The following is a 22256-nucleotide window of genomic DNA, read 5'->3' on the forward strand; positions in this document are numbered from 1 at the left end:
TAATATCTGGTGATTATGGCTTGAAGGTAACACCCGTACCCATTCCGAACACGAAGGTTAAGCTTCAAAGCGCCAATGGTACTGCCGGGGAGGCCTGGTGGGAGAGTAGGTCGTTGCCAGATAAACAAATAATCCTTAACTAAAAAGTTAAGGATTATTTTTATTTTTTGCAGTATTAAAAGTAGGCTAGAAGAGAGTTGTTAACCATAGTAAAGACTGCTAAAATGGTTATATAAATATAATGGTTTATTTTTCTAGCGTAGAAAATTATATAAAAGCATATAAAAAATTTTTCTAAGTGCACATGAAATTACAATAAATAGTAAATGGAGGTAGTAGGGATATGCCATACATAAATTCAAAGCTAACAGTAAAACTTTCACAGGAAGATGAAGAACATTTAAAAAGTCAATTAGGAAAGATTATTGCGGAGATTCCAGGTAAATCTGAAGAATGGCTTATGCTAAGCTTCGAGGACAATGAAACAATATATTTCCGAGGAAACAAGATGGAAAAAGCTGCGTTCATAGAAGTAAAAATATTTGGAACCACTGAAAGAGAGTACAAGAATAAAGTTAATAACTTGATATGTGCCATTTATGAAGCAGAACTTAATATACCTAAGGATAGTATATATATAACTTTCAGTGAAGTTAATGACTGGGGTTTCAATGGTGAAATGTTTTAAATAACAGAGTTGTGGCAAAATGCAGGGCAAAAACTCTGCATTTTTAATATAAGACAATATTATCATAGTATAATTAAGAAATATATGGTACTGATAAATGCTTGATCTATTGCAATTTTTTATTATATTAACTGATTTTATATAAAATTAAGAAGAAGTATAAAATCAATTGGTAGGGAAATAATTAATTGATGAATAAAGAATTGTTAAGTAAGATTGTAAAGTAATAATGAATTTAATATAAAATAGGAGGAATAAGGATGAACGAAGTATTAGAAGTAATTAGACAAAGAAGAAGCACAAGAATGTTTAAAAGTGAACAAATAAAAGATGAAGAAATAAAAGAAATTTTAGATGCTGGTATATATGCACCAAGTGCTACCAATAAACAACCTTGGCACTTTACAGTAATTCAAAATAAAGAAATTATAGATTCACTTAATAATGACTTTAAGGAACTAGCAAAGAAATCAGAAAATGAATATATTAGAAGAGTTGGGGAAAATGAAAAATTCCATACATTTTATAATGCGCCAACTGTAATACTTATTTCAGGTGATGAAAATAATAATGCTGCAGCTGTAGACTGCGCAGCTGCAACACAAAATATGCTATTGGCAGCAGAATCTTTAGGAATCGGTTCCTGCTGGGTTGGATTTATAGCTTACTTATTAAACAGTGAAAAGGGTAAAGAATACTTAAAGAAATTAGGAATTCCAGAAGGATACAAACAAATACATTCTGTAGCTCTTGGATATAAGGGAGTAAATATAACAAATGCACCTGCAAGAAAAGAAAATACAGTAAATTATATAAAATAAAAAACATCATCTAATCCAATTAAGGACGGGTATCAACCTTTTGCATAAAGGGTTAATATCCGTCCTTATTAATATAAGAAAAACTATTCAAATGATTATTTAGATATCAAGTTAAAAAAATTATAATTGTTAAGGAAAAATTAAAAATATATGGAATATTTTTCAAATAAGTAATATAATATAATACAATACAGAAATAAAGGACAATATTAAAAGTCGCTAGCAAAGCTGTTAGGTTCTTAAATTAATTAAAATTTCAAAGGGGGAAAATTCATGTTAAAAAAGAAAAGGAGAGTTTTAGCCTTAATGGCAAGTCTTTGTTTGGGTGTTTCTTTATTTGGTGGATGCGGGAAATCTCAAACTACACAGAGTCAAAGTAAAGTAAAAGACTCTTTAGTGGTGGCTACGGCGTATGATGCAAAATCACTTGATCCACATGCTGTAAATGATGTTGCATCATCAAATGTAATGACTCAAATTTATGGGACACTTGTACGAATGAATGAAAAAAATGAGGTAGTGCCTATGCTTGCAGATTCATTTAGTCAGCTTGATGAGCTTACATATGAGTTTAAGCTTAAAAAAGGCGTGAAGTTTCACAATGGGGAAGAAATGAAGGCTAGCGACGTAAAATTCAGTCTAGAAAGAGCTGCAAAATCAGCACTTGTATCACATATTTTTGGGGATATAGATACAAATAGCTTTAAAATACCGAATGATTATACTATATCGTTTAAAACTAAGGTTCCAGCAGCTGGATTTCTTTCAGGGCTAAGTCATACTGGTGGAAGTATATTAAGTGAAAAGGCTGTTACAGCAGCTGGAGAAAAATATGCTATGAATCCTGTAGGAACTGGTCCATTTAAATTTGTTAGCTGGACAAAAGGCGATAGAGTTGAACTTGAAAGATTTAACGATTTTTATGGTGAAAAGCCTAAATTTAGCAAAATGACTATAAGAGTAATTCCAGAACCTACAAACAGAGCAATAGAACTTGAAAGTGGCGGAGTGGATATAGCTTATGAGATATCATCTAACGATATAAAAAGAATTGAAGAAAATGAAAAACTACAAATCACAAGAGTAATTGATAACTCAACCCAATATCTAGGATTCAATAATCAGAAGAAGCCATTTAATGATGTAAAAGTTCGTCAAGCAATTAGCTATGCGTTAAATACAAAGACAATTGTAGAATCAGCTTGGAGAGGTGTAGGAAAGGTTGCAGTTGGTCCAATAGGTCCAAATGTAAGATATTCAGATAAGAGCCTTCAGGCACATGAGTATAATGTTCAAAAGGCTAAGGAATTATTAAAAGAAGCTGGATATGAAAAGGGATTTAAGACAAGCATTTGGACAAATGAGAAGAAGGAAAGAGTTGATATGGCAACAATAATGCAGAGTCAATTAAAGGAAGTTGGCATAGAAGCAGAAATAAAAATTCTTGAATGGGGAGCATACTTAGACGGCCTTTCAAAGGGTGAGCATGATATGTTTATCATAGGCTGGACATGCCAGACTCCAGATCCAGATTTAGCGGTATATGCACCTCTTCATTCATCAAAAGCCGGCACAGGCGGCAACTATTCATTCTTTAAAAATGCCAAAGTTGATGAATTAATAATGAAGGGTAGAGTTATGAAGGACTCACCTGAAAGAGAAGAAGTATATAAAGAAATTCAAAAAGAAGTTAAAGACCAGGCACCTTGGGTATTCTTATCAAATGGAGAGCAGGTTGTTGGTACTAGTAAGAATGTAAAAGGCTTTGTAGCAAGCCCATTTGGATACCATATACTTTATAATGTTAGTTTTCAATAGAATATAAAAAGATCTAATAGGGGTATAGCAATATACCCCTTAAGTTAAATCCTTAAAACTATTTATGAGGGGAGGAATAAAATTGATAAAATATATAGCCCGTAGAATTGTTTTCCTTATACCGGTAATCATTGGCGTAACTTTTATTGTATTTTCATTAATGTATATAACTCCAGGAGATCCTGCAAAAATAATCCTTGGAGAATCAGCACCAGAGGCTTCTGTTCAGCAGTTAAGGGAAGAAATGGGACTTAATAAGCCCTTTGTAGTTCAATATGGAAATTATCTGAAAAATTTAGTAGTTAATCAGGACATTGGAAATTCCTATGTAACAAAAAGACCTGTACTAAAGGAATTGGCAGATTGTTTTCCTGCCACTTTTAAACTTGCGGCATTATCTATGGTATTTGCAATTTTGCTGGGTATTCCAATAGGAATAATATCGGCTGTTAAGCAGTATTCGTGGTTTGACTCGGTTTCTATGATATTTGCCTTAATAGGAATATCAATGCCAGTATTTTGGCTTGGATTACTTTTAATACTCCTTTTTGCAGTTAAACTACATTTGTTTCCGGCATCAGGCTTTAGTAGTCTAAAGTATATGATTTTGCCAGCGGTATCACTTGGAGCACAATCAGTTGCAATAATTACTCGTATGACACGTTCTAGTATGCTTGAAGTAATAAGGCAAGATTATATAAGAACAGTTAGAGCAAAGGGACAAAAGGAGCGAGTGGTTGTATTAAAACATGCACTTAGAAATGCATTGATACCTATTATCACAATAATTGGTCTTCAGTTTGGAGGATTACTTGGAGGTGCGGTATTAACAGAATCAATTTTTTCAATTCCAGGTATAGGAAGGTTAATGGTTGATTCTATTAAAATGAGGGATTTCCCTGTAGTTCAAGGCGGCGTTTTATTTATTGCAATAATGTTTAGTATTGTTAACTTGCTAGTTGATTTACTATATGCCTATGTAGACCCAAGAATAAAGTCTCAATATAGTTAATCAATTGAAGGGGGTACAAGTAGATGAGTGAAGTTAATATAGATGTAAATAGGGAAATAAATAAGGCTACTAAGAAAAAATCTAGTCAGTTAATGGAAGTGTGGAAAAGACTTAGAAAGAACAAACTTGCCTTAGTGGGTTTAGGAATAATCGTAATTTTATTGTTAGTTGCAATTTTTGCAGACTTTATAGCACCCTATGCGTATGATAAACAGAATCTTGAGGCTACTTTTAGGTTTCCAAGTTCGGAACATATTTTTGGAACAGATGAATTTGGAAGAGATATCTTCAGCCGAATTGTTTACGGATCAAGGATATCTTTAGAGGTGGGATTTATTGCAGTTAGTATTGCTGTAATTATAGGTGGGGTACTAGGAGCTTTAGCTGGATATTATGGTGGTATGTTAGATAACTTAATAATGAGAGCTATGGATATACTTCTTGCTATACCACAAATACTTCTTGCAATATCAATAGTAGCAGCTTTAGGACCAGGACTTGTTAATCTTATGATTGCAGTTGGTATTTCCTCTATACCTGGCTATGCTAGAATCGTAAGAGCTTCTGTACTATCTATAAAGGATCAGGAATTTGTGGAAGCTGCAAAGGCAGCTGGATCTAGTAATACTAGAATAATTTTTAAGCACATTATCCCTAATGTTATGGCACCTATTATTGTACAAGCAACCTTAGGCGTTGCACTTGCAATATTAACTGCAGCAGGTCTTAGCTTTATTGGACTTGGAATTCAGCCTCCGGCACCTGAATGGGGATCAATGCTTTCTGGTGGAAGAGGATATATAAGAGATTATTGGTATATGACTTTATTTCCTGGACTTGCAATAGTAGTTACAATATTTGCACTTAATGTTTTAGGCGATGGTCTAAGAGATGCTCTGGATCCAAAACTTAAAAATTAGGTTCTAGAGATTAGGAGAGTGATGAGATGAATAAAGGTCAAAACTTATTAGATATAAAGAATTTAACCATTCATTATAAAACTGACGATGGAATTGTTTATGCTGTTGATGATTTAGATCTATCTTTAGGTTATGGTGAAACCCTTGGATTTGTTGGAGAAACCGGTGCGGGTAAAACTACTACAGCACTTGGAATAATGCAGCTCATTCCAAATCCACCAGGGAAAATAGTTAGCGGAGAGATATATTTAGAGGGAGAAAATTTACTTGAAAAGTCAGAAAGAGAAATGCAGGATATACGAGGCAGTAAAATAGCTATGATATTTCAGGATCCAATGACTTCCTTAAACCCAGTTATAACAGTTGGAGAGCAGATAGCAGAAATGATTCAGCTCCATGAAAGTGTTACAAAGGAAGAATCGCTAAAAAAAGCTGAACAAATGCTTGAAACAGTAGGAATAAGAAAGGAAAGAGCTAGGGATTACCCTCACCAATTTAGTGGTGGAATGAAGCAAAGGGTTGTAATAGCAATAGCACTTGCATGTAATCCAAGTCTTTTAATTGCTGATGAGCCTACAACTGCCCTTGATGTTACAATACAGGCACAGGTGCTTGAGCTTATGAAAAACCTGAAAGAACAGTACAAAACTTCAATGATTATGATAACTCATGATCTTGGAATCGTAGCAGAAATATGTGATAAAGTAGCTATTATGTATGCAGGTAATGCTGTGGAATATGCAGATAAGAGAAGTTTATATTTAAATCCTCTTCATCCATATACCAATGGTTTATTTAACTCAATACCAGATTTGGATAGGGATCAGGAGGAGCTGCCAGTAATTAAGGGATTGACACCAGATCCTACAAATCTTCCATCGGGATGTGCTTTCCATCCAAGATGTCCTAAAGCAATGGCAAAATGTTCATTAAGTAAACCGCCTAAGATTGAAGTAGAAAAAGGGCATTTTGTAAATTGTTTTATTTATGAAGACAATAAGGAAAGTTAGAGAGGAGGATAGAAAATGGCAGAAAAGTTACTGGAGATTAACAATTTAAAGAAATATTTCAAAACAAAAAAAGGTATGCTTCATGCAATAGATGATGTTAGCTTTTATATCAATAAAGGAGAAACCTTAGGACTAGTTGGAGAATCAGGCTGTGGAAAGTCTACAACAGGAAGAGCTATACTGCGTCTTCATGAGCCAACCAGTGGACAAGTAATATATAATAACGAGGATATAGTTAAATATAGTGCTAAAAAAATGAAAGACATGAGAAGAAAAATGCAAATAGTTTTTCAAGATCCATATTCATCCTTAAACCCAAGAATAACTGTTTCAGAACTTATTGCTGAACCTCTTTATGTAAATAAGATATACAAAAACAATAGAGAAATAGAGGCAAGGGTTAAAGAAGTAATGGAAACCGTAGGGCTTGAAGAAAGATTGATAAATGCTTATCCACATGAACTTGATGGGGGAAGACGACAAAGAATAGGCATAGCAAGAGCTTTGGCACTAAAACCGGAATTCATTGTACTTGATGAGCCTGTATCTGCCCTTGATGTATGTATACAAGCTCAGATATTAAATTTAATGAACAGTTTGCAAAAACAATTTAATCTTACCTATTTATTTATTTCTCATAATCTCAGTGTTGTTAAACACGTAAGCGATAGAATTGCAGTTATGTATCTTGGAAAAATAGTAGAGCTATCAGATTATAAATCCATATTTAAAAATCCACTGCATCCGTATACTCAAGCACTTTTGTCTGCAATACCAATACCTAAGGTTGATGTGGAAAAGGAAAAAATTATTCTTGAAGGAGATGTACCAAGTCCTGTGGATCCACCTCACGGGTGTAGATTTTATGGTAGATGCAATTGTAAGCAGGATATTTGTAAAGAGAGTACACCTAAATTAAGAAATATTGAAAATGAAAGATATGTTGCTTGTCATTTTGCAGGCAAATAAAATATTTAGGGGGCGTAAAAATTGGATATTGATATGAAATATGTAAAAGACCTTATGGCGGAAATTTTCGGTATACCAAGTCCTGGAGGGGATACTTCAACTATAAATGAAAGACTAAGAAAAGAATTTGAAGGCATGAGTATACCTGTTACTACCACAAGAAAAGGTGCTATTATGGGGACAATAACTGGAGAAAACGATGAAGAGCATAAACTAATTTCTGCCCATGTAGATACATTAGGTGCTGTGGTAAAAGAAATTAAATCCAATGGAAGGTTAAGACTTTCAGCCATTGGTGGATATGCATGGACTGCTTATGAAGGAGAAAATCTAATAATAAAAACTATGAAAGGTAAGCAGTATACAGGAGTTCTACTTCCTGATAAAGCTTCTATACATGTCCATTCTGAAGAAGTCCGAGAAACTCTAAGAACAGAAGAAAATATGGAAGTAAGAATTGATGAAGATGTACATACAAAGGAAGACACTCTTAAGCTTGGAATAAGAGTAGGAGACTTTGTTGCATTTGATACAAGAACAATTTTTACTGACAATGGTTATATAAAATCAAGATATATTGATGATAAAGCCTGTGTTGCTGTATTGTTCGGTGTATGTAAATACTTAAAGGACAATAATATAAAACCCCAAAATACAGTACACTTCTTTTTAAGCAATTTTGAAGAAATGGGGCATGGAGTAACAGCAATACCTGAAAAAACTGTGGAAATGCTCGCACTTGATATTGGAACTGTAGGGGAAGGACATACCACAGATGAACACTGTGTAACCATATGTGCTAAGGATAGCCGTACACCATATGATTTTGGATTTAAAAAGAAGTTAGTGGAGCTTGCGGAAGAGGGCGGTATTGATTATAGAGTGGACGTGCATTACAGGTATGGTTCTGATGCAAGCTTATCAATACTTCAGGGCGTAGATGTTAATTTTGCTTGTATAGGCCCAGGAGTGGATGCAACGCATCATTATGAAAGAACTCATATGGACGCTATTGTAAATAACATTAAATTGGTTATTCAATATATAATATAGTGCCACCCACATGGCAAGTGGCAAGTAGCTTAAAAATGTCAATTTATTAAAAGTAACCTTCTCTAAAACTAAAAATAAAAGAGGCCGTTCAGCAAAATAGTGCTGAGCAGCCTCTAATTTTTATAATGAGTTTGGAATGTATTTTTATGAGACTTAAATATTCATTTAAGTCTCATAGGCTTCTTTAATTGGCCTTATTATGTTTTTCGGACATTATTGTACATTTCCAATATTCATAAATATCATAAAAGATGAATAAATATATAAATAAGAGATCATATTTTATATAAAGTAAGTATTTAAGGGAGTTAAAATGAAAGAGTTAACATTTAGAAATATTCATTCAATAGCTATAAAAAATAGAATAGTTGAATGTGCAGATAAGTTATTTACTAATATGGAGTATGAAGATGTAAAAATAAAAGATATCTGTAAATCAGCAGGAGTATCTGTAGGTGGATTTTATCATTATTTTAATTCTAAAGAGGACATTATTAATGAAGCATATAGAGCATTTGATATTAAGACTGAAGAACTAATGCAAAGTAGAATATTTAATACAAGGTGTGAAGCAATTTTATTTTTGATAAACTTTCAACTTAACGCTATTAATAGTAAAGGGTATATTTATACTACATGTTATTTTAGCAATCAATTATCAAACAAAAAAAAGTATATTTTAAATAAGGAGAGATATTTTTATAAACAATTATTAGTAGAAGTTACTGAGGCAATAACTAATAGAGAAATACATTATCAAAATGCTGAGAAGCTCACGGAACTTTTATTAAAGATGTGTAGAGGAGCTATTTATGATTGGTGCCTTCATGAGGGTAATTATAATTTAGTTGAACAAACAATTGAAGACATAAAATCTATCTTAGGTGCATTTTCAAAATAGGGGCCAGGTTCTTGTATTAGAATGGAAATTAGGACAAATAAATGGTCATATATATGTGACAAAGTATAAAATAACTAGAGAACTGTTCAAGAGATCTCTAGTTATTTTAATTTTTATATAAATATTATTTAGGTAATTGTTCTACTATATATTCAAAGCCATGTTTTCTATAATCATCCCAGAATTTACCACGGTCTTCTGGAAACTTTGTAGGTTCACTTAAGCGCTGTTGTTCTGTAAGGGATTCTTCCTTTGGGCGCTTTTCATATTTTAGTTCTTCCGTGCACTTTTCAAGAAGCTTAGCACCCTTTTCATTATTAACTAAAATTACAGAAACTCCTTTTGCATCCATCCATTCAGGGGCATATTTTTCAATACCCCAGTAATCTGCAATAGTAATATCTGATGCTCGGTGTATATCTGTAAATTGGCACTCTGAACAAGAAGGACGCATAATAGTCTTTTTCCCAAAAAAAAGCTTATAAAATCTTTCATCATTATGGACTTCTTCACTGTTTGAAGTTTTATATAAGAATGTTTTATTACTATTTTCTCTGCTCCAATCAATTACCTTAGATCTAAATTGAATATTAGTTAGTTTTCCACCGTGTTCTTTTTCTAATAACTTTTTATAGTCCTCCCAAACTAAAGGGCTAGGGATGCTGTGGCAAATCAAATCACATATATATAGATTTTCAGTTAGTAATGAATAACGCGTGTATGCCCTAAGTCCTGCAGCTTGACAAGGTGTTCCGGTAAATAATACTGTTCTTTTATCCAATAAATCCTTTTGTATTTGCTGAAAAATATTTCCCATATTGCTCTGTACATATTTAGATACTCTCATTCGATTTCTACCTTCAACAGTTTCAGTTCTCTTGTGTAATACACGGAATTCTTCATCGTAATCAACACCATAAATTACTCCACCTTCACGAAGTATTGCATTGGAAAGCGCTGTAAAGGCTCCACCAGATGTAGAACTCATAAGAACCTCCTCTGATTTATGCTTAGCAACTAAAAATTCTGGTTCGGATTTTTGTTTATAATTCCCCTCATAAATTAAAGGACAAATATTTACACATTTGCGGCAATCTACACATTGAGACTCATCTATAACAGGATATAAAAATCCCTCCTCATCTGGTTCCATGTGAATTGCTTTTGTAGGACAAGCGTTATAACATGCACTGCAGCCTGAACAGTTTTCTTTTTTTGAATAAACTTTTTCCATGATAAATTCTCCCTTCCATAGTTAAAGATATAGTTGTTTATATAAAATTATTGATTTTTAATTTCTAAAATTTTAAAATATAGTGCATTAATTATTGGAATAAGATATAGATAAAAAGCATAGGGTATAAATCCCGTACTGCTTACTCCCATTGTCACGGTAGGAACAAGAGCTGCTACATTCCAAGGAATAAGTGCAGCTAGTACTACCCCTGTATTTTCCAAATCTACAGCTAACTTATACTTATCAATATTTTTATCTTCATAGCTCTTATTCATAAGGTGGTGTGTTAAAACTGTAGAAATGGATTGATTACATCCAAATGCTGCAGTAATAATACTGGTGATAATTGTATAAATAAATAATGTATATCGTGTTTTGGCCTTCAACAAGATGTGTTCTATATTTTTCAACATATTTGTTCCTTCAAATATACCAGATAAGGCACAAGATATAAAAATAACTAAGGATGCCTTCCACATAGAAATAAGTCCACCGCCTTTGATCACATTTTGTAAATGGCTAGATGAATCTAGTCGAAAGCCTAAGACTATAAATCTTAGCACTTCTATTATGCCATATTGCTGAAGTATTATAGCAATAGCGGAAGCTGATATAATACTAAAAAGCATGGACAATTTAACATCTATTTTAAATAAAGAAAAGATTAAAATTATTGCTGCTGGTAGTAAGGTGATTAAGTTAATTTGGAAAATAGATGCTATTTCAGTATGCATGTTGTTTTGAGTAAAGTTTAGGGGCTCTTTTAGTGAAAAAAATAAATAAATAATTATAGATAAAATAAAGGGAAGCATTGAGGTCTTAAACATATTACGTATATTAGTATAAAGATTTGTATCAGTTAAATTTGCAACTAAATTTGCGCTAGAAGACATTGGAGAGCATCTGTCACCAAAATATGCACCTGCAATAATAGCACCTGAAACAATGTTCACATTTATATTGCCTCCTTTAGCCATCAAGATTAAGGCTATACCTACAGTGCTTACTGTCCCTAAAGATGTACCTAAAAGAAAAGATACAACACAGTTTATTATAAAGGCATATAAAATAAAGAAATTCGGGTTCATATATTTTATTCCATAATATATTATTGATGGAACTGTTCCTGAAGCCATCCATATGCCAGTAATACATCCAATGAGAAAAAATATTTTTAAAACAACAAAGGACTTTTTTCCTCCATTAATTGACATTTTAATAATATCTGATAATAAGAATCCTCTCCTCCATGAAATAAAAGAAAAAATACATAAGGCTAGTAGTAATGAATAGCCTACAAATAGGCCCTTATAAACAGAAAAAATCAATACATAAAATGTAACTATCATGCTTACAATAATATCCATAACAAAACCTCCTCTCGTTAAAAATAAGCATTTAGATTTTTGCCAAAAATTTGACTTTATGATTTATAAATTGCTATTCAAAAGATTAGTTTTATGTTAACATGGATTATGATATCATACAAACGAATTGTTTTTATAAGTATAATCGGATATACCGATATATGTGCTAAGGAGTGTTATTATGGAACTTAAACAATTGAAATCTTTTGTAGTAGCCGCCGGAACACTTAGTTTCAGTAAGACCGCGGAGATTTTAAATTTCGCTCAATCAAGCATATCGGATCAAATTAGATCTTTAGAAGATGAATTTGGATGCAAATTATTTGAACGTTTAGGTAGAAATATTTGTTTAACTGATCAAGGAAATAAATTGTTACCTTATGCTGAAAAAATCTTAAGCTTACATGATGAGGCAAAGGATAGTATCATAAGTGGGAAAATTCCAACGGGATCCTTAACTATTGTTACAGCTGAAACTCTTTGTGTATTTCGATTACCAGATTTATTTAAAGAGTACTGCAGCCTCTATCCAAATGTGAATGTTAGATTAAAAATTGGTAACTGTGAGGACTTTCCAGATATGATTAGAAAAAATAAAATAGATATTGGCTTTGTTTTGGACAATGAAAGAGTTTATCCAGATATAATATCAAGGACTTTATTTCATGAACCTTTAATTGTAGTAGCCAGCAATACTGAACCTTTGGCTCAAAGGGATGTGGTTGAAATGCCTGAATTTCAGGGCAAAAACTTAGTGCTTACTCAAAGGGGATGCAGTTATAGAGCTAGTTTTGAAGAGTTTCTATCAAGTGTTGATGTAGCTCCAAGCTCTATTTTTGAATTAGAAAGCATAGAGGCTATAAAACAGTATGCTGCCAGTGGTTTTGGAATAGCTTTTTTACCACGTATTGCAGTTGAAAAGGAAATAGAAAACGGACAACTAGTTGAAATAAAATACAACGGACCTAAATTTTATACTTCAGCTCAAGTGATTTATCATAAGGATAAATGGATATCTCCAGCATTACAGGCTATATTAGATATGGTAAATAAAAGATTTAAATAAGGCAAGTAATAGACATATTCTTTAAAAATAAAAGTACAGGGAATGTTAATAGCTTTTAAAAAAAGCTGCTAGCATTCCCTGTATTTATTTGAGGGGAATGACCCTAGGAGTATAAGTTAATATTATTATAAAATGAAATAAAGAGTATAAAGTATTAAATAAAATGAGGAACAATTATTTCAACTTGCTACTTGCCACCTGGGTGGCACTAAAAAGGAAGACGTTAAGAAATTCTTAAGATTTATGTTGGGCACTTATTAAGATTTAGTTGATACCATTATTTTATAGTCAGCAGTAAGGAGTGTGTTATAATATGGATAAATTAACATGTTGAGGTGAACGGGATTGAATATATTGGTTTGTGATGATGATAAGGAAATATTAGATGCCATAAAAATTTATTTAACAAATGAAGGATATACAATATTTAAAGCTTCTAATGGAATAGAAGCCCTAGAAATAATTAAAGAAAAGGAAATACATCTTATTATAATGGACATCATGATGCCTAAAATGGACGGACTCAGAGCTACAATGAAGATAAGAGAAAACAACAATATACCAGTAATAATGCTTTCAGCAAAGGCTGAGGACACGGATAAAATTATGGGGTTAAATATGGGAGCTGATGACTATATAACTAAGCCATTTAATCCATTGGAGTTAATTGCAAGGGTTAAGTCTCAACTGAGGAGGTACACAACACTTGGAAGTCTTGAAACAAAAAACAATGTTTTTAAAACCGGGGGACTTGTAATAGACGACGAAAGTAAGATCATAACTGTAGATGGGGAAGAGGTTAAACTTACTCCAGTACAATACAAGATATTAAAGCTATTGACTGCAAATGCGGGGAGAGTATTTTCTATAGATGATATATATGAAAAGGTATGGCATGAGGTTGCCTTTAACCCAGAAAATACTGTAGCAGTTCACATAAGAAAAATAAGAGAAAAGATTGAAATAAATCCGAAAGAACCGAAATATTTAAAGGTGGTGTGGGGAATTGGATACAAGGTGGAAAAAACATAGTCATTCACTAACAACTAAGATAATCCTTTTTATCGTTGTAATTACGTCCTTTACTGGTGTAATAACAACTTTAATGAATTTGATAAGAACTAATAATTATGATTTTGGAATAATTTTTCAAGATAGTTATTATCAAAGCTCAAAGTTTATAGAAGATAGCAGGAATACCATTGATGCATTAACGAAAATAACGGTTAAATATAAAAATCAGGAAAATGTTTTAAAGGGTGGCTCTATTACAGAGGATAGAATTCAAAGTGAAGTGAACAATAGGAATTTGTATTGGGAGTTTGAGTCCAAATCTAAACTTTTTAATCCAAATTTGAGTTATGAAGAAAATTATAATAAGTTTAAAGAGGTTTATACTGATAAAATTTCTGAAATAAAGAATGATTTAATAAAGGAAGAATTAAGAGATTATAATCAATATGTTCAAAGAGTGAAAGATCTTAAGGGAGTTATATACTATGCAAGTGATGGTACAAATGTACTTACAAACAGCACAAATACTAGCAGAGAATATTTTGAGTCTTTCCCTTCTTATGTAATATATGACAAGGATCAGGAAAAGGTATATCCAAAAGAGATATTGAATAATAGAAGATATTACTGGATTTCATCAGATGTTAATGAATTACACCAGCAGGATTCTGTTATATATGTTGGATTCACAAATGAGTATTTAAATCCAGCAATTGAAGAATGGAAACAAAGCAGATTAATTATTAATGATAGCCTTTATAAAATATCGGGATTCTTGCTAGGATTACTGGTATCATTTATATGTCTAGTAGTGGTCACAGGTAGAAAATTCTTTGGCGATAAAGAGGTACATTTAAATTCCTTTGATAAATTATATAATGATATAAATCTAATAGTATGTTTTCTTTTAATAGGATTATGGATTGTACCGGTAGTCTCTCTAGGTATTGATTTTCATAATTTAAATAACATTGTAATTGCACTGACAGCTTTTATAGCATCATTAGGATTAATTTTTGTACTCACATTGATTAAACACATTAAAAATAGGACATTTATAAAGCATACATTAGTTTACAAGATATTTTATAAAGTATTTAAATTTGCAAAAGAAGTATATAATAATGGAAGTTTTGCTGTAAAGGTTGCTTTAATAACAATAGGTTATCCAATACTTGTTGCATTGACTTTCTTTATGTTCCCAATAACAATTGGAGCTGCGGTATGGATAGCATTTAAGAAAACAAAAGAATTTCAATTAATAAAAGATGGTGTAGAGAGAGTAAAAAACGGTGAGCTGAACCATAAAATAAATTTAGAAAGTAAAGGGGAACTTGGAAAGCTTGCCTCAAATATCAATAGTATAACAGAAGGATTAAACAAGGCAGTTGAAAATGAGGTTAAAAGTGAACGTTTGAAAACAGAATTAATCACCAATGTATCTCATGATATAAGAACTCCTTTAACCTCAATTATTACTTATGTGGATTTACTAAAAAATGAAACGGACAAATCAAAGTCAGATGAATATATAGAAATACTAGAACAAAAGTCTCAAAGACTGAAAGTATTAACAGAGGATTTATTTGAAGCATCCAAAGCTTCTAGTGGAAGTATTCCAGTAGAATACGAAAAGATAGATGTTACTTCCCTAATAACTCAGGGGCTTGGGGAACTTAATGATAAAATTGAAGAACTAGGGTTAGAATTTAAGTTAAATCATCCTAAAGATAAAGTTTATATTAAAGCAGATGGGAAATTGTTTTGGAGAGTTATAGAAAACTTGTTGTCTAACATATTTAAATATGCTCTTACAGGTTCAAGGGTATATATAGACATTGAAGACTTAGAAAGTCAAGCAAGAATAATAATTAAAAACATTTCTGCTTATGAATTAAACATATCTGCAAATGAGCTCATGGAGCGTTTTAAAAGAGGAGATGAGTCTAGAAGCAGTCAAGGCAGCGGACTTGGATTATCCATAGCTAAAAGTTTTATTGACATTCAAAATGGAAAATTTCATATTGAAATAGATGGAGATTTGTTTAAGGCTGTAATCCAAATGCCCAAATTCTAGAAAGGGACTAGGCCCGTGGATTAATCTGTAAATTTAAAAAATATCCTTCTTAGCAAAATAGTATGCTTCACTTAAGGTATATAGATGAGAAAATAAAAATCTGTTACTTTAAGGGAAGCACTTTTCGTTATAACATTCAGAGCAATTTGCATATGATTGTACTCTTTAGTATAATTGTTTATGGAGCAAATGCAGAATATTTTTATAACCGGTATTTTATACTTAGAAGAATAAGATGTACAATAGAAAGGAGTAGTAGATATGTTAGAAATATTAAAGGCAATTTTGTTTGGTATTATAGAGGGGATAACGGAATGGCTTCCAGTAAGCAGTACAGGGCATATGATTTTACTTGACGAATTTGTAAAGCTCAATGTATCTGCAGTTTTTAAAGAAATGTTTTTAGTTGTAATACAGCTCGGAGCTATTTTAGCTGTAGTAGTAACTTACTGGAAAAAAATAATGCCTTTTTCGCTAAACAGCAAAGAGTTTATTAAAAAAGATGTTTTTGTAATGTGGATGAAGATTATTGTGGCATGCATTCCTGCGGCAGTAGTTGGATTGCTTTGGGACGATAAAATTGAAGCGTTATTTTATAATTATAAAACTGTATCTGTAATGCTTATCTTGTTTGGAGTTTTATTCATAATTGTAGAAAATAGTAATAAAGGTAAAAGAACTAAAATCAATACAATATCTGAAATAACATTTAAAGCAGCTTTTATTATTGGAATGTTTCAGCTAATTGCAGCAGTGTTTCCAGGAACTTCACGTTCAGGATCAACTATACTTGGCGGTATACTAATTAACATGAGCAGAACTATTGCAGCAGAGTTTACTTTTTTTATGGCAATACCGGTGATGTTTGGAGCAAGCGTGCTTAAACTTGTGAAATTTGGACTAGCCTTTAATCAAATGGAACTTTTGATTTTAACAATAGGAATGGTTACTGCTTTTATAGTATCAGTTATAGTAATAAAGTTTTTAATGCAGTACATAAAAAAACACGACTTTAAAGTATTTGGATGGTATAGAATTGTTCTTGGAATAGTTGTGCTTTTATACTTTTCAAGTTAGATAGAAGTAGTTTAATAGCATTATTAATATCTCGTATATATTAATAATGCTATTTTTTATTTCATTTTTGTTCTAATTTCTAGCAAATAACAATAATTTTATATGGTGTGGTTTGAGCGGGTATACTTCTTGTGGTAGCACCATAGACAACAATCAAATTTCTATTTGCAGGGCTTGCGGTAAAAAGTTGATCATTTCTAAGTATTATTTTAGTATATGGTGAAATGTTTAATTTTAAGTTACCATCACTGCTTATAAGCGCTGAGTTAAAATAGGATACTTTTACATTTTGAAGCAATGTATCCTTTGCCATAACAATTGCACGAAGCTGTGGTGGGTAAATCAAAGGCACAGGTGCATTTGCATCATAAAATCCAGTTACCTTATCTCCTAATGAAACTGTTACGTGGTCAACAAAGTAAGTACTTGGTGATACCACAAAATTAACTATACTTCCATCTTTATTTTCTACAGACATTAATTTATAACATCCTGTTCTTTCATCAGTTGCTGTCCAAAAGTCTTCAATCATAGTAATAGTGCCAGAAAAAGATTTAAATACTGCCAATTCTTAATCCTCCAGATTTAGTTCTATATTGTAATATATGTATTTCATGAAATTTGTGTTAGCTTTAAAATAAATTATCTGCGTAAATGCTTGCGTAGATCACCTTGAGTAATGCGGCCTTGGCAGAAGTGCCGAGGATTTTTCTATGCATAAATTTTAGAAGGAATTCATAAATATTGCTAGAGCTAAAAAAGCATTTTGGAATAATGCATAAAATGATCTTGGAAGGCTACCTGTAGAAAAGTGGAGAAAATTATTGGTATAGTTAGATTATAATGGATAATTACCTAAAATGGTATAAATTAATGATGTAAAATTACTTGTAGAATTTGTAATAATTATTATTAAGTAGTACAATTAATTATATAACTATTATATGTATATGATAAGCATTATTCTAAATGTGGTAGGCAATAGCAAACACAGCAATTAGACAAGTTTTAATTGCTGAACTAATTGCTGCAGTTAATTAAATAATTACATTTATGAAATTGTTTTAATTATGAGGAGGTATATGTATGTTTTTTAAGACTACAGAACAACACGAAGATTTTAGGTTGAAAATTAGGCAATTTGCTGAAGAGCAAGTCAAGCCAATTGCATTTATGTTGGATCAGGAAAACAAATTTCCTTCAGAAGTGGTTAGCGGATTAGCTGATATGGGAGTAATGGGGATCCCATATGCAAAAGAATACGGTGGAGCAGGCTTGGATGTAATCAGTTATGCAATTGCTGTTGAGGAATTGTCAAGAGTGGATGGAGGTACAGGTGTAATTCTTTCTGCTCATACATCACTAGGCACATATCCAATTTCCGCCTATGGAACAGAAGGACAAAAACAAAAGTATTTAATCCCCCTTGCAAAGGGAGAAAAGCTTGGTGCATTTGGTCTCACCGAGGAGAATGCCGGAAGTGACGCTGGTGGTACTGAAACTACTGCTGTTCTAGAAGGTGATTATTATATTTTAAATGGTGAAAAGATTTTCATTACCAACGGCGGCGAGGCTGATATTTATATTGTTTTTGCAGTTACTACGCCAAATATAGGTACCCGCGGCATAAGTGCGTTTATCGTAGAGAAGGGCTGGGAGGGCTTTAGTTTTGGTAAACACTACGATAAGATGGGTATTCGTTCTTCCGCAACTGCTGAGTTAATTTTTAATAATGTAAAGGTACCTAAGGAAAATTTATTAGGTAAGGAAGGAGAAGGCTTTAAGATTGCTATGTCCACGTTGGATGGGGGACGTATTGGTATTGCAGCCCAAGCCCTAGGCATAGCACAAGGTGCTTATGAGAATGCTTTGGAATATTCAAAAGAAAGAGTTCAATTTGGTAAACCTATATGTCAGCAGCAAGTTATTGCTTTTAAGTTAGCTGATATGGCCACAAAGCTTAGAGCTGCTAGGATGCTTATTTATAGTGCAGCAGAACTTAAGCAAAATCACGAACATTATGCTATGGAATCTGCTATGGCAAAACAATATGCTTCCGACGTTTGCCTTGAGATCGTTAACGATGCTGTTCAGATATTTGGCGGAAGTGGTTATCTTAAAGGTATGGAAGTTGAACGTGCATATAGAGATGCTAAGATTTGTACAATTTATGAAGGAACTAACGAAATTCAACGTGTGGTTATTGCTGCCAATATCATTGGAAAGATGCCTAAAACTGAGTATGTAGGTAAAACTTCTCGTGAACCTGCCACAGGGTATCGTAAGAAAGTAATTTATAAGGATGGAACGCTTGAAGAAAGAGTTAATGCTCTTGCGGAAGCACTTAAGGCAGATGGCTATGATTTCACAGTTGGAATTCCTTTAGATACTCCTATAACCAAGGCAGAAAGAGTAGTAAGTGCGGGTCTAGGCATAGGAGAAAAGAAGAACATGAGGCTTATTAAAGATTTGGCAGTACAAGCTGGTGCGGCTATAGGTTCTTCACGTCCAGTAGCTGAAACCCTTAAATATGTACCACTTAATCGCTATGTTGGTATGTCTGGTCAAAAATTTAATGGAAATCTTTATATTGCATGCGGTATTTCCGGTGCAGGTCAGCATTTGAAGGGTATAAAGGATGCTGCTACAATTGTTGCCATAAATATTGACCCTAATGCTAAGATATTTAAAAACGCAGACTACGGTATTGTTGGCGATTTAATGGAAGTATTGCCGCTGCTTACTGAAGCTTTAGATAACGGAGAAGCAAAGAAGGAAGCTCCACCAATGAAGAAGATGAAGAGAGCTGTTCCTAAGAAAGTTGTTCCAACTTGGAAACATTATGTATGTAATGGATGTGGTTATGAATACGATCCTGGTGTTGGTGATCCAGAGGAAGAAATAGCTCCAGGAACGTTATTTGAAAATATATCAGAAGAGTGGACTTGTCCTGCTTGCGGTGAAGAAAAGAATATGTTTATAGAAGTGTAGCTCCTATAAGTAAACACAATAATATGTTTTGGTGTAAAGGAGGATTAATCAATGTATTGTGTTAGAAAAATAACTGAGGATCTTTATTGGGTTGGTGGTAACGATCATCGCCTTGCTTTATTTGAAAATGTTCACCCCATTCCAAGAGGGGTTTCATATAATTCATATTTACTTTTAGATGAGAAAACAGTGCTATTTGATACAGTGGACTGGTCAATTTGCCGTCAGTTTCTTGAAAATATTAAAGGGGTTTTAGGGGATCGAACTTTAGATTATATGGTAATCAATCATATGGAACCAGATCATGCAGCTTGCATTGAAGAAATTGTTCTTCGCTTTCCAGATGTAAAGATTATATGTACTGAAAAGGCGTTTATGTTCATGCATCAGTTTGGTTTTCAAATTGATGACAATATAACACAAGTTAAAGAGGGAGATACTATGTGCTTTGGAAAGCACAATGTTGTATTTGTATCTGCTCCAATGGTACATTGGCCAGAAGCTATGGTAACCTATGATACTACTGATGGTGTATTATTTTCAGCTGATGCCTTTGGATCCTTCGGCGCTTTAGATGGAAAGCTTTTTAATGATGAGATGAACTTTGACCGCGATTGGATTGACGATGCTAGAAGGTATTACACAAATATTGTAGGAAAGTATGGACCTCATGTTCAAGCTCTTTTAAAGAAAGCTAGTACTATTGACATTAAAATTATATGCCCACTGCATGGACCAGTATGGCGTAATGATTTGGGATACTTTTTAGATAAGTATAGTAAGTGGAGCAGCTATGAACCTGAAGAAAAGGGTGTAATGATTGTTTATGCAACAATGTATGGAAATACAGAAGCTGCTGCTACTGATTTGGCAACAAGGTTAGTTGAAAAAGGAATGACAAATGTAGTTATGTATGATGTTTCAAAAACTCATGTGTCATATTTGATTTCGGAATCATTTAAATATAGCCATATAGTTCTTGCATCTGTAACCTATAATTTGAAGATTTATCCACCAATGCTTGCATACATTATGGATATGAAGGCATTAAATCTTCAAAAACGTACTTTTGCCCTTATAGAAAATGGTTCATGGGCTCCTCAATCAGGTAAATTAATGCATGAACTTTTAGATGAGATGAAAGAAATGACTATTTTAGATAATGAGGTGACAGTGACATCATCATTGAAAGAAAGTGATGAGGATTCAATGGATGCTCTTGCTGACAGCATTATAGCATCAATGAAGTAATTAAATATTTTAAAATAGTAGCTAACTATTTGCATAGATGGCTGCTATTTTTTTGAGATTATTTTCCATAATAAACACTTATTTGGAACAATTTTTATATTTTGCCATAGTTATGGTATAATAAACGGGATTGCTCTTTGATAAGCATTTATTATTTTAAAGAAATATTTGAGAATTTTTCAATTAAGGGGGATAGTTATATGGAAAATGATGTGACTGTTGAAATAAAAGACCTTCGTATGAGTTATGGAGATAAGGAAGTTTTAAAGGGAATAAATTTGGAAGTGCATAAAGGTGAGGTTATAGGCTATATAGGTACTAATGGAGCTGGTAAGAGTACAACAATTAAAATAATATTAGGTATTGTTGAAGGATATACAGGAGAGGTAAGGGTTCTGGGACAGGATATATCAAAGGATAAATTAGATTATAAAAGAAAAATTGGATATGTACCTGAGGTTGCTGAAATATATGATAATCTTACCGCAAGAGAGTATCTTACTTTTATAGGAGAACTGTATGGAATGAATGGTGAAATGGTAGATAAGAAAGCAGAAAAACTTATGGATATATTTGGTATAGGGGATTCCTATAATTCAAGAATCAGCTCTTATTCTAAAGGTATGAAGCAAAAGGTTTTAATCATATCGAGTTTACTTCATAATCCAGACATATTGTTCTGGGATGAACCTTTGAGCGGGTTGGATGCAAATAGTGTAATGATTGTAAAGGAAATTCTTGCTCAGCTGGCAAAGCAGGGCAAAACTATATTTTATTCATCTCATATAATGGACGTAGTCGAAAAAATAAGTAATAGGATAGTATTATTGAATAACGGAGAAGTTGTGGCAGATGGCAGTTTTCAAGAGCTTAAGGAAAGCTCAAAAGAGGGATCTTTGGAACAAATATTTAATCAAATTACAGGTTTTAGCCAATATGAAGCTATTGCAGAAGAATTTGTATCAATAGTTGAAGAGGTGTAAT

General features: G+C 32.7%; 19 protein-coding genes and 1 rRNA gene. 17 read left to right on the plus strand and 3 right to left on the minus strand.

Translation table 11 applies throughout. The annotated features are described in order from the left end of the window. Positions 1-5 precede the first annotated feature (5 nt). From rrf to JOC70_RS18525, 10 genes are all read left to right on the plus strand, one after another. Positions 6-122: ribosomal RNA gene (gene rrf / locus JOC70_RS18480) — 5S ribosomal RNA — on the plus strand. Positions 123-343: 221 nt separating this feature from the next. Further along, a complete protein-coding gene (locus tag JOC70_RS18485) occupies positions 344-688 on the plus strand; it encodes a phenylpyruvate tautomerase MIF-related protein (RefSeq protein WP_204600343.1) in 345 nt (114 codons plus the stop codon). 260 nt (positions 689-948) lie between these two features. Beyond that, a complete protein-coding gene (locus JOC70_RS18490; protein WP_204600344.1) occupies positions 949-1509 on the plus strand; it encodes a nitroreductase family protein in 561 nt (186 codons plus the stop codon). 273 nt (positions 1510-1782) lie between these two features. Beyond that, complete coding sequence (locus tag JOC70_RS18495; RefSeq protein ID WP_204600345.1) at positions 1783-3327, plus strand: glutathione ABC transporter substrate-binding protein; 1545 nt, start codon at positions 1783-1785, stop codon at positions 3325-3327. An 82-nt stretch (positions 3328-3409) separates the two neighbouring features. Continuing rightward, complete coding sequence (gene nikB / locus JOC70_RS18500) at positions 3410-4339, plus strand: nickel ABC transporter permease (RefSeq protein ID WP_204600346.1); 930 nt, start codon at positions 3410-3412, stop codon at positions 4337-4339. Between the two features lie 23 nt (positions 4340-4362). Continuing rightward, on the plus strand, positions 4363-5259 hold the full coding sequence (locus JOC70_RS18505; protein WP_204600347.1) for an ABC transporter permease: 897 nt from the start codon (positions 4363-4365) through the stop codon (positions 5257-5259). Positions 5260-5285: 26 nt separating this feature from the next. Further along, positions 5286-6269 carry an ABC transporter ATP-binding protein gene (locus JOC70_RS18510; protein WP_204600348.1) on the plus strand — a complete coding sequence of 328 codons (984 nt, stop codon included), beginning with the start codon at positions 5286-5288 and terminating at the stop codon, positions 6267-6269. A gap of 15 nt (positions 6270-6284) precedes the next feature. Next, entirely contained in the window at positions 6285-7238 is a 954-nt protein-coding gene (locus tag JOC70_RS18515) for an ABC transporter ATP-binding protein (protein ID WP_204600349.1), read from the plus strand. 21 nt (positions 7239-7259) lie between these two features. After that, on the plus strand, positions 7260-8291 hold the full coding sequence (locus JOC70_RS18520) for a M42 family metallopeptidase (RefSeq protein WP_204600350.1): 1032 nt from the start codon (positions 7260-7262) through the stop codon (positions 8289-8291). A gap of 313 nt (positions 8292-8604) precedes the next feature. After that, entirely contained in the window at positions 8605-9192 is a 588-nt protein-coding gene (locus tag JOC70_RS18525) for a TetR/AcrR family transcriptional regulator (protein ID WP_204600351.1), read from the plus strand. A gap of 124 nt (positions 9193-9316) precedes the next feature. On the opposite strand, the gene JOC70_RS18530 is transcribed toward JOC70_RS18525, so the two are convergent. After that, complete coding sequence (locus JOC70_RS18530; RefSeq protein WP_204600352.1) at positions 9317-10426, minus strand: Coenzyme F420 hydrogenase/dehydrogenase, beta subunit C-terminal domain; 1110 nt, start codon at positions 10424-10426, stop codon at positions 9317-9319. A gap of 47 nt (positions 10427-10473) precedes the next feature. Continuing rightward, positions 10474-11796: a Na+/H+ antiporter NhaC family protein gene (locus JOC70_RS18535; protein WP_204600353.1), complete on the minus strand. Its 1323-nt coding sequence runs from the start codon at positions 11794-11796 to the stop codon at positions 10474-10476. Positions 11797-11977: 181 nt separating this feature from the next. Here JOC70_RS18535 and JOC70_RS18540 point away from each other — a divergent pair, with 181 nt between their 5' ends. The 4 genes from JOC70_RS18540 to JOC70_RS18555 all read left to right on the plus strand — a co-directional run bounded on the left by JOC70_RS18540 (position 11978) and on the right by JOC70_RS18555 (position 17030). Then, on the plus strand, positions 11978-12862 hold the full coding sequence (locus JOC70_RS18540; RefSeq protein WP_204600354.1) for a LysR family transcriptional regulator: 885 nt from the start codon (positions 11978-11980) through the stop codon (positions 12860-12862). A 345-nt stretch (positions 12863-13207) separates the two neighbouring features. Continuing rightward, positions 13208-13894: a response regulator transcription factor gene (locus tag JOC70_RS18545; protein ID WP_204600355.1), complete on the plus strand. Its 687-nt coding sequence runs from the start codon at positions 13208-13210 to the stop codon at positions 13892-13894. Beyond that, positions 13869-15953 (plus strand): HAMP domain-containing sensor histidine kinase, encoded by a 2085-nt coding sequence (locus JOC70_RS18550; protein WP_204600356.1) that lies wholly within the window; start codon positions 13869-13871, stop codon positions 15951-15953. The genes JOC70_RS18545 and JOC70_RS18550 overlap by 26 nt, the downstream gene beginning before the upstream one ends. Positions 15954-16214: 261 nt before the next feature. Then, positions 16215-17030 carry an undecaprenyl-diphosphate phosphatase gene (locus tag JOC70_RS18555; RefSeq protein ID WP_204600357.1) on the plus strand — a complete coding sequence of 272 codons (816 nt, stop codon included), beginning with the start codon at positions 16215-16217 and terminating at the stop codon, positions 17028-17030. 79 nt (positions 17031-17109) lie between these two features. On the opposite strand, the gene JOC70_RS18560 is transcribed toward JOC70_RS18555, so the two are convergent. Continuing rightward, positions 17110-17598 carry a hypothetical protein gene (locus JOC70_RS18560; protein WP_204600358.1) on the minus strand — a complete coding sequence of 163 codons (489 nt, stop codon included), beginning with the start codon at positions 17596-17598 and terminating at the stop codon, positions 17110-17112. Positions 17599-18116: 518 nt separating this feature from the next. Between JOC70_RS18560 and JOC70_RS18565 the strand changes: the two genes are divergently transcribed. The 3 genes from JOC70_RS18565 to JOC70_RS18575 all read left to right on the plus strand — a co-directional run bounded on the left by JOC70_RS18565 (position 18117) and on the right by JOC70_RS18575 (position 22255). After that, positions 18117-20021 (plus strand): acyl-CoA dehydrogenase family protein, encoded by a 1905-nt coding sequence (locus JOC70_RS18565; protein WP_204600359.1) that lies wholly within the window; start codon positions 18117-18119, stop codon positions 20019-20021. 51 nt (positions 20022-20072) lie between these two features. Further along, the gene (locus tag JOC70_RS18570; protein ID WP_204600360.1) at positions 20073-21272 is read left to right on the plus strand and encodes an FprA family A-type flavoprotein; all 1200 of its coding nucleotides are present in this window, start codon (positions 20073-20075) and stop codon (positions 21270-21272) included. A 200-nt stretch (positions 21273-21472) separates the two neighbouring features. Next, positions 21473-22255, plus strand: coding sequence for an ABC transporter ATP-binding protein (locus JOC70_RS18575; RefSeq protein WP_204600361.1), 783 nt, complete (start codon positions 21473-21475; stop codon positions 22253-22255). Position 22256: the final 1 nt, after the last annotated feature.

It is taken from the genome of Clostridium pascui, assembly GCF_016908015.1.
In the GTDB taxonomy this organism is placed as follows: Bacteria; Bacillota; Clostridia; order Clostridiales; family Clostridiaceae; genus Clostridium_AK; species Clostridium_AK pascui.